Source organism: Bacteroides zhangwenhongii (assembly GCF_009193325.2).
In the GTDB taxonomy this organism is placed as follows: Bacteria; Bacteroidota; Bacteroidia; order Bacteroidales; family Bacteroidaceae; genus Bacteroides; species Bacteroides zhangwenhongii.
Genome location: NZ_CP059856.1, coordinates 3,126,052 through 3,137,424 on the forward strand (window position 1 = coordinate 3,126,052; position 11,373 = coordinate 3,137,424).

Consider the following 11,373-nt stretch of genomic DNA (forward strand, 5'->3'; position numbering starts at 1 on the left):
GTTTTATTCAGTTCATGGTTTAACTTCAAGTAAACCTCTCTTTTTCAAGAGAGCCAAACAAAGTTATAAACAACTTCGTAATTACCAAGCAAAAAGTGACTAATATTTTCAAGAAAAAACAGAAACAATCAATTTCAGTTACCTTATGTTCTGATTTTAAGCCGTTTGCAATCGTGCCATATTCGCTTTTTCCAGTTGGCTTTTTGCATATTCCAGCGTCACCTCATACGTTTTCTTGTTCTCTGAAGGGATTTCAAACATGACATCCATCATGATTGTTTCCACAATAGAGCGCAATCCGCGAGCACCCAACTTATATTCCACAGCCTTGTCAACGATATACTCGAAAACAGACTTCTCGAATGTAAGTTTAATACCATCCATCTCAAACAACTTGATATACTGTTTGATGATTGAGTTCTTGGGTTCGGTAAGGATAGCACGAAGCGCATCGCGATCTAACGGATTCAGATAAGTCAGCACCGGAAGACGTCCGATAATTTCGGGAATCAGCCCGAATGACTTCAAATCCTGAGGAGCGATATATTGCATCATGTTGTTCCTGTCTACCGTCGCTGTTTTTTGTGAAGCCGTATAGCCTACGACGTGCGTATTCAACCGTTGAGCGATTTTCTTCTCGATACCGTCAAAAGCACCGCCACAGATAAAGAGGATATTCTTGGTATTCACCGGAATCATCTTCTGGTCAGGATGCTTACGACCTCCTTGAGGAGGGACATTCACCACCGAACCCTCAAGCAATTTCAGCAATCCCTGCTGTACACCTTCACCACTCACATCGCGAGTAATAGAAGGGTTGTCCCCTTTACGGGCTATCTTGTCAATCTCATCGATAAACACGATCCCCTGTTCCGCTTCGGGTACGTTATAATCTGCCACCTGAAGCAGACGGGTTAAAATACTTTCAATATCTTCGCCCACATAACCGGCTTCCGTCAATACCGTAGCATCCACAATCGTAAACGGCACGTGCAACAACTTGGCAATGGTACGTGCCAGCAACGTCTTTCCAGTTCCTGTACTACCCACCATAATGATATTAGATTTTTCAATCTCCACATCATCGCCGCTATCTTTCTGCAGCAGGCGCTTATAATGGTTGTAGACCGAAACAGAAAGGAAACGCTTCGCATCATCCTGTCCAATCACATACTGGTCGAGAAATTTCTTGATTTCTACCGGTTTGGGGAGTTCTTTTAAATTAAGTTTGGTAGCTCCGGCACTTTTTTTACTCTCTCCCAAAGCCTCCTGAGTTATCTCGTAAGCCTGAGTAGCGCAACTGTCGCAGATGTAGCCATTCATCCCGGTAATCAGGAATCCGACTTCATTCTCCGACCTGCCGCAAAAGCTACATCTTTTCTTTGTCTTTGAATCAGCCATTTCTATTTTTTAATCAATACCTCATCAATCATACCGTATTCTTTCGCTTCCTGAGCTGTCATCCAGTAGTCACGGTCTGAGTCCGCCCATACTTTATCGAAATCAGTATGCGAATGATCGGCGATGATCGTATAAAGTTCCTTCTTCAATTTCTGAATTTCACGAGCTGTGATTTCAATGTCCGAAGCCTGTCCCTGTGCGCCTCCCATCGGTTGATGAATCATCACGCGTGAATGGGGCAACGCAGAACGCTTGCCTTCGGCACCGGCTACCAGCAATACAGCTGCCATTGAAGCCGCCATACCTGTACAAATCGTAGCGACATCGCTTGAAATAAACTGCATGGTATCATAAATACCTAATCCGGCATATACACTTCCACCCGGTGAATTGATATAAATTGAAATATCCTTGCCCGGATCAACGGAATCCAGATACAGCAACTGTGCCTGAAGCGTATTGGCTGTATAATCATCCACTTGTGTACCTAAGAAAATGATGCGGTCCATCATCAAACGGGAGAATACGTCGAGTTGAGTTACATTCAACTGTCTTTCTTCCAGAATATAAGGATTCAAATACCCGGCCTGCGATTTAATCACATCATCCAATACCATGCCATTCATTCCTAAATGCTTGGTTGCGTATTTTCTAAAATCATCCATATTAATTGTTCCTTTCTATAAATTTAAAATAAATGTAAGCGCAAAGAAACGAAAAAGAATACAGAGACACAAAAAAACACAGAGTTATAATTCTATAAAAACTCTGTGTTTCTGTGACTTTATGTTCGGTTCAACCGAATGATTATTCAAACATCTTATTGAATTCTTCGATAGAAACGTTCTTGTTTTCCAAAGTTACCTGTGCTTTCAAGGCAGCAGCCAACTTCACTTCCACAACGCGGCTCACCAGGTTGTTTACGGTTTCTTTCTTCTTCAACATCTCCTGTACGTAGTTGTCGAGTACATCATCAGGAACAGACAACATGCCATATTGAGCGAACTGTGCCTTCGTTGTGTCTTTTGCCACTTTCAAAACATCTTCCTGCTCTACCTTGATATCGTTAGCCTCTACCAACTGTTCCTTAATCAAATGCCAAGTCAACTCCTCAATGCTCTTATCATAGTTCTCAGCAACATATTCTTCTCCCTTTTCTTCGTTGTTCAGCAACATGATGCGTTTTAGCAGTGCATCCGGGAATTCCAGCTTACCCACTTTCTCCATCATCATCTTGCGAACATCGATCAAGAACTTATAATCGCTATCAGCAACGAATCTTGCTGCGATTTCTTCCTTAATCTTAGCACGGAATTCTTCTTCTGTCTTCACAACACCTTCACCGAAAGCCTGATCGAACAGTTCCTGATTCAATTCACCAGCAACAAAGCGAGTGATTTCTTCTACCTGGAAGCTGAAGTTGGATTTCACATCCTTAGCAATATTCTTGTCGATTTTCAGCAAAGAACCCAGTTCCGTCTCGTTTCCGTCAAAAGCAACGTTCGGATTGAATACCAATACATCGTTTACTTTTGCATTAGCGAAGATAGCTTTCTGTTCGTCATTCTTCATATAAGAAGGCATCATAACCGCACCTTCTACCTGAATGCCGCCTTCTTTCGTATTGCCTTCTTCGTCCAACTGAGCCAACAGACCTTTCAGCATATCATTATCCTGATAAGTATCTACTGTATCGTATTTACCGGTGCGTTGAGTATACATCTTCACCTGGTTGTCGATCATCTCGTCAGATACTTCAATCGTATAATAATCTACCTTATCCTTAGCACTTACTTCTGCCTTGAATTCAGGTGCCAAAGCAATGTCGAACACGAAATCGAATTCATCCATTGTATCGAAATCAATATTCTGTTGCTTTTCTTCGTTAGGCAACGGTTCGCCCAACATATTCACCTTATTTTCTTTGATATAATTGTAAACAGCCTCTTGCAGTGTCTTATTCACTACCTCGGCAATTACAGACTTGCCATACATCTTTTTAACAAGACTTGCAGGAACCATACCTTTACGGAATCCCGGCATATCTACCTTTTGGCGGAGCGTTCTCAACTCTTTGTCTACTTTCTCCTGATAGTCGGCTTTCTCAAGCTTCACAGTAAGCTCGGCGCTTACTTTGTCAATGTTTTGTAATGAAACGTTCATTCTGACAATTATTTATTTGATTTATACTTTGTTCTATGCTTAAACGAGGGTGCAAAATTAGTGCTAATCTTTTAAATTTCAAAAGACATTGCAGATTTATTTCGTATCTATTTGGAATACCCGTGCAACAATTCACTGACACAGAGGGCTTCTTTGAAACCTCCGGTATCTTTTTTTCTCATTTTTCACAAATTAAACCTACAAAAAGATGGTCAATCCAAAAATTATGCTTTTCTTTGCTGCGGATTGATGGACCATTAGTTTCTCGATTTGATTACAAGGTTTTTACTTCCGTTCTAAAAACGCATTTGTAAACTCTCTGTCGTTTTAATCCTTTTATTAGTAACCATCTATCCAGAGAGTTTTATTCATTTATTTATTTTTTATCATTTTCATTATGAACATTTATGTTGGAAACCTTAACTACCGCGTTAAGGAAGGAGATCTGCAACAAGTGATGGAAGATTACGGAGCAGTATCATCAGTCAAAGTTATTATGGACCGTGAAACCGGTAAATCCAAAGGATTCGCTTTCATCGAAATGGAAGACGATGCTGCAGCTGCTAAAGCTATCGCTGAATTGAACGGAGCTGAGTACATGGGCCGCACCATGGTAGTTAAAGAAGCTAGACCTAAAGCTTAAATGCCGACGCTACATAGCTAAGAAAAAAGAAACTTCTGCCACCCGATGACAGAAGTTTTTTTATTGCCTATATACAATCAGCCTTCCATATTCTGCACTTCCAGCTCCTTCACCTTACGAAGCAAGTCGGAGGCGAAAATAAAGTTATTCAGACGTTCGTTGGTAGAAGTGAAGATATCGTCTTTCGTCCCTTCCCACTCCTTGTGACCTTCATAAATATAAATCACCTTCTCGCCGATTCCCAAAACGGAATTCATGTCATGCGTATTAATAATGGTGGTCATATTATATTCCTGAGTGATGTCATGAATCAAGTCATCAATCACCAATGAGGTTTTCGGGTCTAGTCCCGAGTTCGGCTCGTCGCAGAACAAATATTGCGGATTCAAAGAAATAGCACGTGCAATAGCTACACGTTTCTGCATACCTCCACTGATTTCTCCGGGATACTTGTCTTTCGCTTCGGACAAGTTGACACGATCCAGGCAGAACATAGCCCGTTTGGTACGGTCGCGCAACGTATCGTTGCTAAACATATTCAAAGGAAACATCACATTATCCAACACCGACATGGAATCGAAAAGAGCCGCACTCTGGAAGATCATTCCCATCTCCTTGCGAAGCATCTTTTTCTCCTTCTTCCCCATCAGCACAAGGTTACGTCCGTCATACAAGACCTCCCCTTTCTCCGGTGTGAGCAACCCCACAATACATTTCATCAACACCGTCTTTCCGGAACCACTCTGACCGATAATCAAGTTCGTCTTTCCGTTCTCAAAAGTTGCATTGATATCACTCAATACTGTTTTGTCATCAAATGATTTATAAAGTCCTTTAATATCAATCATCCCATCAAAAGTTTAGTTAATACCAAGTCCGCAAACAGAATCAACACACTGCTGGATACTACGGAATCCGTCGAGGCTTTTCCCACAGCAATCGAGCCGCCGTCCACCGTATATCCGAAGAAAGCGGATACACTTGCAATGATAAAGGCGAAGAAGAGAGATTTGATGATACCCGCCCAGATAAACCATTCGTTAAACATATATTGCAAACCATATTCCAGATCGACGGCATTCATCACACCGGCAAACCAACAGGTACAAAAAGCGCCGATAATCCCGGCAAAAATACTGAACGTCACCAATATAGGAATAACAGTCACCATTGCCGTAATTTTAGGCAATATCAGATAATTGGCCGAGTTGACTCCCATGATTTCAAGCGCGTCGATCTGCTGTGTCACCCGCATGGTTCCCAGTTCCGAAGCAATATTCGATCCGACTTTTCCAGCAAGAATCAGACACATGATAGAAGAAGAAAACTCCAACAACATAATCTCACGTGTCACGTATCCCACTGTCCAACGGGGCATCCACGGACTTTCGATATTCAACTTAATCTGAATGGTAATCACCGCGCCGATGAAAAACGAAATCAGCAGCACGATACCGATGGAGTTTACACCTAGCTGCTCCAACTCGTTTAGGTATTGCCGGAAAAACATACGCATCCGCTCGGGACGGGAAAAAGTCCGCCCCATCAGCATAAAATATCTTCCGACGGTTCTCAATGCTTTTATCATAACTCACACTATTTGTCTGCAAATGTACATTATTTCAGCTTATTTTTACTACATTTGCCGCAAAATAACTAGAATATGGAAGAAAGCAAGATGGTGCTCCGCACGGAAGACCTGGTTAAGAAGTACGGTAAACGGACCGTTGTAAGCCACGTTTCCATCAATGTGAAGCAAGGTGAGATTGTAGGTTTGCTGGGACCGAACGGTGCCGGTAAGACGACTTCATTCTATATGACCGTCGGGTTGATTACCCCTAATGAAGGCCGTATCTTCCTCGATGACTTGGAGATTACCAAATATCCGGTTTACAAACGCGCACAAACGGGAATCGGCTACCTTGCACAGGAAGCTTCCGTTTTCCGCCAGATGAGCGTGGAAGATAATATTGCTGCTGTGCTCGAGATGACCAACAAGCCTAAAGAGTATCAGAAGGAAAAGCTCGAAAGTCTGATAGCGGAATTCCGTCTGCAAAAGGTGCGCAAGAACAAGGGTAACCAGCTGTCCGGTGGCGAACGCCGTCGTACGGAAATCGCACGTTGCCTTGCCATTGACCCTAAATTCATCATGCTTGACGAACCATTTGCCGGTGTCGACCCGATTGCCGTAGAAGACATCCAACAGATTGTATGGAAACTGAAAGATAAAAATATCGGTATCCTGATTACCGACCATAACGTACAGGAAACACTTAGCATTACCGACCGCGCCTATCTACTGTTTGAAGGAAAGATTCTTTTTCAAGGCACGCCGGAAGAATTATCGGAGAACCAGATTGTGCGTGAAAAGTACTTGAGTAATAGTTTCGTACTACGCCGCAAAGATTTCCAATTGGAAAAATAGGTTCACCACAGAGGACGCAGAGGACACAGAGGGAAATAATGAATTTATCCGAAATAATCAAAGATGATTCGGTGAGTATTTCATAATATCTCCAATCATAAAAAAGCAACCGACTCTTCATGAATCGGTTGCTTTTTATATTAAACCTCTGTGTCCTCTGTGGTGAGTCTTATTTCTGACGGATATAGATATTAATCGGTGTACCTGTCAGATTCCACTTTTCGCGCATTTTGTTTTCCAAGAAACGTTTGTAAGGCTCCTTCACATACTGAGGCAAGTTGGCAAAATAGACAAATGAAGGTACTTGCGTATTCGGCAACTGCGTGATATATTTAATCTTGATATACTTACCTTTATTTGAAGGAGGTGGATATGCCTCGATCAACGGAAGCATTTCTTCATTCAGACGGGCGGTCGGTATCTTTGTTGTACGGTTCTCGTATACGTTACGGGCTTCTTCAAGCACTTTCAGGATACGCTGTTTAGTCAGCGCCGAAGCAAAAATAATCGGAAAATCGACAAACGGGGCAAAACGCGAACGGACAGCTTCCTCAAATGTTTTCTGTACTTTCACTGATTTATCCTCCACCAAATCCCATTTATTGATTACAACTACCAGCCCTTTCTGGTTCTTCTGAATCAAAGAGAAGATATTCAAGTCCTGGCTTTCTATACCTCTTGTAGCATCCAGCATTAGGATACACACATCCGAACCTTCGATGGCACGAATAGAACGAATAACCGAGTAATATTCCAAATCCTCATTGACCTTGCTCTTTTTACGGATACCGGCCGTATCTACCAGATAAAAATCAAAGCCGAACTTATTGTAACGGGTATAAATAGAATCGCGGGTCGTTCCCGCAATCTCTGTCACGATATTACGGTCTTCACCGATAAAAGCATTCACAATAGAAGACTTACCGGCGTTCGGACGACCTACCACTGCAAAACGGGGAATATCATCATCCAGAATCTCCGACGTTTCTTTCTTGAATTTGCTGACAATCAAATCCATCAAATCACCAGTTCCACTTCCCGTTATGGCAGAAACACAATACGGATCCCCCAATCCCAGTTTATAGAATTCCGGAGCATTATATTGTAACTCATGATTATCCGTCTTGTTGGCAACCATTATCACCGGACTTTTCGCACGGCGCAAGATAGCCGCTACCTGCATATCCAAATCAGTCACTCCGTTCATCACATCCACTACAAACAGAATAACATCCGCTTCTTCTACAGCCAGCAATACTTGTTTACGAATCTCTTCTTCAAAGATATCATCCGAGTTTACCACCCATCCTCCGGTGTCCACCACCGAAAACTCACGGCCCAGCCACTCGGACTTACCATATTGTCTGTCGCGGGTCGTCCCCGCAGTTTCATTCACAATAGCCTGACGAGTCTTCGTCAGACGGTTAAATAAGGTAGACTTGCCCACATTGGGGCGTCCTACAATTGCAACTAAATTTCCCATAGTTCAATACCTTGTTTTTCACGACTATCACAGTCGCATGAATACTCTTAATCTAACTGATAACCAAAATTACGCAACTCTTTATCCGAACTGCGCCAATCCTTATCAACTTTCACATACGTCTCCAAGAAGATTGTCTTTCCGAAGAAACGCTCCAGTTCACGGCGAGCCTCAGTAGCAACCTTCTTCAACGCCTTTCCCTGTTTGCCGATGATAATTCCCTTCTGCGATTCACGTTCCACATAGATGACTGCCCGTATATGAATTTTCTTGGCTTCTTCCTTGAATTCTTCCACAGCCACCTCTACCGAATAGGGAATCTCCTTGTCGTAATACAACAAAATCTTTTCCCGGATAATCTCGTTCACAAAGAAACGGGCCGGTTTGTCCGTCCACTGGTCCTTCCCGAAATAAGGAGGGGAATCCGGCAACAATTCCTTGATCCGTTTCATCACGTAATCCACGTTGAACTTAGAAGCTGCGGAAATCGGAATAATCTCGGCCTGCGGAAGCAGTTCCTTCCAATCCTCCACCAACTTGACCAGCTTCTCCTGGTCGGTAAGATCAATCTTGTTAATGAGCAACAATACAGGCACCGTCATCTGACGCACCTTTGCCATAAACTCATTATTCTTATCCGGCGTCTCTACCACATCCGTCACATAAAGCAAGATATCCGCATCCGTCAATGCCGAAGTAGAAAAGTTCAACATAGACTCCTGAAGTTTGTAATTAGGTTTCAATACTCCCGGAGTATCAGAAAAAACTATCTGCATCTCATCCGTATTATAGATTCCCATAATCCGGTGACGAGTAGTCTGCGCTTTGAAGGTAGCGATCGAAATACGTTCACCCACCAAAGCATTCATTAATGTCGATTTTCCGACATTCGGATTTCCTACGATGTTCACAAAACCAGCTTTATGCATTTCTCTTCATTTTATTGGTTGAGACAAAAAAACGCATCGAATCGAAATAGGATGCGTTTTTGAGTGTTATAGTTCAGTAACTTTTGTTACTTATTCCTTCTTTCCGTCATAACCCCACTTCACGTATACCGCACCCCATGTAAATCCGGCACCGAATGCAGTGAAGATGATGTTATCGCCTTTCTTGAGTTTATCCTCAAAATCCCAAATACACAAAGGAAGCGTACCGGCACTAGTGTTACCGTAATGTTCGATATTTACCAGCACTTTATCCATCGGCACTTCCATGCGATGGGCTACCGCCTCGATAATACGGACATTTGCCTGATGCGGCACAATCCAGTCGATATTATCTTTTGTCAGTCCATTCTTTTCCGCGATTGCGGCAGAAACATCCGACATACTGGAAACAGCATATTTGAACACTGTTCTTCCTTCCTGATGCAGATAGTGCATTTTATTGTCTACTGTGAAATAAGACGGAGGACAAACCGACCCGCCGGCTTTCATGTGTAGGAAAGGCAATCCTTTACCATCCGTTCTCAGTATCGAATCCATAATACCCACATCTTCCGTAGTCGGCTCCACCATAAAAGCGGCAGCACCGTCACCAAAGATAGGACAGGTAGCACGATCTGTATAGTTGACCATCGACGACATCTTATCGGCACCGACGATGATAATTTTCTTATATCTTCCCGAACGAATAAAATTCGCAGCCGTCTCCATCAAATAGAGAAAACCGCTACAAGCAGCCTGCAAGTCGAAAGCGAATGCATTTTTCAGTCCGAGTTTATCGCAAAGAATAGAAGCTGTAGAAGGGAAGTGATAGTCAGGAGTACTAGTAGCAACAACAACCAAATCAATATCATCAGGATTGGCGCCAGTTTTTTTCATCAACTGTTTGGCAGCCTTACGCGCCATATACGAACTACCTAATCCTTCCTCATTCAGAATGTGTCTTTCTTTTACTCCAATACGAGTCATAATCCATTCGTCGTTGGTATCCACCATCTTTGATATCTCGTCATTAGTCAAGATATAATCCGGAACGTATCCGCCGACTCCTGTGATTACTGCATTTATTTTTTCCATCAAACCTATTTTAAATTAGCAATACTATAATACTTAAAGCAGCCGGAGAGATTTACCCTCAGGCTGTTTCAGTATGACTGTACTAATTATACAGCTGCTTCTTTCTCGATAGCGAGCTTGCCTCTGTAATAACCGCAAGCGCCACATACAGTGTGGTAAACATGCCATTCGCCGCAATTCGGACAGATAGCCAATGTAGGAGCTACCGCCTTATCGTGAGTTCTTCTCTTCGCTTGTCTCGTACTTGATTGTCTTCTCTTAGGATGTGCCATTTTCTTAAAACTTTAATTATTATCTAATATTTTTTTTAATTCATTCCAGCGAGGATCGATTTGTTCCTCCACTTCTTCCTCTATTACGATGTCTTCGCCACCACCTGCATCGAAGCTGTCATCTACATCGCTATCCTCATTCGCATTTGTCTTCAAATGCTTATTCAATTTACTAGTCATTGCTTTATTGCATTTGCCGGGAGCATGTATATGCTTCATCGGAATAGCGAGCGCAATAAACTCATACATGAACCATGCTACGTTGATTTCTCCTTCCTCTTCGGGAATCACGATAAGGTTATCTCCCTCTTCCGCATATTCATGTCCAAATTTCACCATCAGCTTATCAGAAGAGCTGATAGGCAACTCCATATCATCCAGACAACGGTCGCATGGTACCCATACCATTCCATCTGTCTGAAAACTCAGCTCGAAAGCACGAGAGGTTCTTTTTACGGTCAATATAACATTCACCTTTCCTTTCTGAACTTCAGGACCATCAATGTGAGCGAAGTAAAGGTTATCCAACACAAACTCATACTTAGCAGAGTCTGCCTGCATACCTTTCAAGTCAATTTTATATTTATCAAATTTTCCCAAAGCTTCTCTCTTTTTAAAATCGTTAGCTTACAATTCGGGCGACAAAGATACAAATAAATATCCTCATAACATACAAATTATCAGTAAATATTCACTTTTTTAATAGGTATTATGAAGAAAAACAGAAAGCCTCGCCCGTCCAATAGACAAGCGAGGCTTCTTAAAAACGGCGGCTACCTACTCTCCCACTGTTACGCAGTACCATCGGCGTGACGAGGCTTAACTTCTCTGTTCGGAATGGGAAGAGGTGGAACCCTCGTGCTATAACCACCTGAATAAGGTTATGACATGATGAAAAGTAAAATCTCAGTGTATTACCCGTTTCCGGGGGGTAATCCGCTAAACGTATATATCGCGATCCG

Annotated in this window: 12 protein-coding genes and 1 rRNA gene; 2 read left to right on the forward strand and 11 right to left on the reverse strand. The window is 42.5% G+C overall.

All coding sequences use genetic code 11. From position 1 onward, the window contains the following. Positions 1-156 precede the first annotated feature (156 nt). The 3 genes from clpX to tig form a co-directional block, all read right to left on the reverse strand. Positions 157-1,401, reverse strand: a complete 1,245-nt coding sequence (gene clpX, locus GD630_RS12500; RefSeq protein WP_007749572.1) for an ATP-dependent Clp protease ATP-binding subunit ClpX — start codon at positions 1,399-1,401, stop codon at positions 157-159. A 2-nt stretch (positions 1,402-1,403) separates the two neighbouring features. Next, positions 1,404-2,066 carry an ATP-dependent Clp endopeptidase proteolytic subunit ClpP gene (clpP, locus tag GD630_RS12505; protein WP_004297164.1) on the reverse strand — a complete coding sequence of 221 codons (663 nt, stop codon included), beginning with the start codon at positions 2,064-2,066 and terminating at the stop codon, positions 1,404-1,406. Positions 2,067-2,208: 142 nt separating this feature from the next. Beyond that, on the reverse strand, positions 2,209-3,564 hold the full coding sequence (gene tig, locus GD630_RS12510; RefSeq protein WP_143868423.1) for a trigger factor: 1,356 nt from the start codon (positions 3,562-3,564) through the stop codon (positions 2,209-2,211). A gap of 397 nt (positions 3,565-3,961) precedes the next feature. On the opposite strand from tig, the gene GD630_RS12515 reads away from it, so the two are divergent. Further along, positions 3,962-4,207 (forward strand): RNA recognition motif domain-containing protein, encoded by a 246-nt coding sequence (locus GD630_RS12515; protein ID WP_007757556.1) that lies wholly within the window; start codon positions 3,962-3,964, stop codon positions 4,205-4,207. 77 nt (positions 4,208-4,284) lie between these two features. On the opposite strand, the gene GD630_RS12520 is transcribed toward GD630_RS12515, so the two are convergent. Then, a complete protein-coding gene (locus tag GD630_RS12520; protein ID WP_007757557.1) occupies positions 4,285-5,055 on the reverse strand; it encodes an ABC transporter ATP-binding protein in 771 nt (256 codons plus the stop codon). Beyond that, a complete protein-coding gene (locus GD630_RS12525; protein WP_007757558.1) occupies positions 5,052-5,795 on the reverse strand; it encodes an MlaE family ABC transporter permease in 744 nt (247 codons plus the stop codon). Before GD630_RS12525 ends, GD630_RS12520 begins: the two co-directional genes overlap by 4 nt. A 75-nt stretch (positions 5,796-5,870) precedes the next feature. Between GD630_RS12525 and lptB the strand changes: the two genes are divergently transcribed. Next, complete coding sequence (lptB, locus tag GD630_RS12530) at positions 5,871-6,632, forward strand: LPS export ABC transporter ATP-binding protein (RefSeq protein WP_004308626.1); 762 nt, start codon at positions 5,871-5,873, stop codon at positions 6,630-6,632. Positions 6,633-6,801: 169 nt separating this feature from the next. On the opposite strand, the gene der is transcribed toward lptB, so the two are convergent. The 6 genes from der to rrf form a co-directional block, all read right to left on the reverse strand. Further along, complete coding sequence (der, locus tag GD630_RS12535) at positions 6,802-8,115, reverse strand: ribosome biogenesis GTPase Der (protein ID WP_007764253.1); 1,314 nt, start codon at positions 8,113-8,115, stop codon at positions 6,802-6,804. A 47-nt stretch (positions 8,116-8,162) separates the two neighbouring features. Next, positions 8,163-9,044, reverse strand: coding sequence for a GTPase Era (gene era, locus GD630_RS12540; protein WP_007757561.1), 882 nt, complete (start codon positions 9,042-9,044; stop codon positions 8,163-8,165). Between the two features lie 90 nt (positions 9,045-9,134). After that, positions 9,135-10,139: a beta-ketoacyl-ACP synthase III gene (locus GD630_RS12545; RefSeq protein ID WP_007757562.1), complete on the reverse strand. Its 1,005-nt coding sequence runs from the start codon at positions 10,137-10,139 to the stop codon at positions 9,135-9,137. Positions 10,140-10,225: 86 nt separating this feature from the next. Then, on the reverse strand, positions 10,226-10,411 hold the full coding sequence (rpmF, locus tag GD630_RS12550; protein ID WP_004296852.1) for a 50S ribosomal protein L32: 186 nt from the start codon (positions 10,409-10,411) through the stop codon (positions 10,226-10,228). 12 nt (positions 10,412-10,423) lie between these two features. Further along, entirely contained in the window at positions 10,424-11,011 is a 588-nt protein-coding gene (locus GD630_RS12555; RefSeq protein WP_182505602.1) for a YceD family protein, read from the reverse strand. 164 nt (positions 11,012-11,175) lie between these two features. Further along, positions 11,176-11,286, reverse strand: a 5S ribosomal RNA gene (rrf, locus tag GD630_RS12560). Between the last annotated feature and the right edge of the window lie 87 nt (positions 11,287-11,373).